The organism is Bacillus sp. AP50 (assembly GCF_040492675.1).
In the GTDB taxonomy this organism is placed as follows: Bacteria; Bacillota; Bacilli; order Bacillales; family Bacillaceae_G; genus Bacillus_A; species Bacillus_A cereus.
The window spans coordinates 1-833 of record NZ_JBEUTW010000772.1 but is presented as its reverse complement, the minus strand read 5'-3'; the positions used below and the strand labels follow the sequence as shown (position 1 = coordinate 833).

Sequence of the window (833 nt, the reverse complement as noted above, 5' to 3'; positions counted from 1 at the left end):
ATCTAGAGTCTATGTAGATTTAAAAAATCTCTAACAAAATGTTTGTATTGTAACGTTACTACCAAAACTATTGCTCTAAACACCATAATTTGAAGAAACAGTACCCTATGTTCTAATCCTCAATTCCTCCTACAGCTCTATGTTGAGTAAAACTAGTTAATCCCTATAATATAAAAAGAGCACCCCTTTTTGGATGCTCTTCGTTATAACTATATATTATTTAATTTTCTTCATTTGTTGGTACCATTTTTCCTTCTTGAGAAGAATCTGTACCTGTACCTTCCGATTTTTCAACAGTTTTTACATCTCCTTTAGATGCTGGCACTGCATCTTTAGGTAAATCAAAGTTTTGTGAGGAAGACGTTGTTCCATCTACACTCTGTGTAATTACTTGATTTGAATTTTCATTTGACTTTAAATTGTCCGTTTTCGCATCTTCTGCACCAATTGCACCACTCGCTAATAATCCTGTACTTAAAAATGCTCCTGCTAATAATGTTTTAATCATTCTTCATTACCTCCTGTGTATTTGTAATATTCATCAAAAAAGTATCTAGAGTTAATGTTTTAGTCATTATCTTTATCTACTTGCTTTTTGATTACATTTAGCATAAGACAAGAATCTATAGTTGGTATGGACTGTATCTGGAGATTATGTAAAGAAAAATAGATGTTCAATTGTATATCCTAATGAGTGCTTAGACAAGATTAAGATTTTATATGAGTTTGATAGTTGAATTACCCTTTGTTTTTGATCGTAAGGTTTATGGCTGGGGTAAAGCCAATTAAGGACCTAATCTTTTCTAATTTGGAAGTAAACTTTTGGCTAAAAG

Annotated in this window: 1 pseudogene; it reads right to left on the bottom strand. The window is 31.5% G+C overall.

What is annotated here, in order from left to right:
- Window positions 1-229: 229 nt before the first annotated feature.
- Window positions 230-508, bottom strand: a pseudogene (locus ABWK52_RS29365) (hypothetical protein); the annotation flags it as partial.
- Window positions 509-833 lie beyond the last annotated feature (325 nt).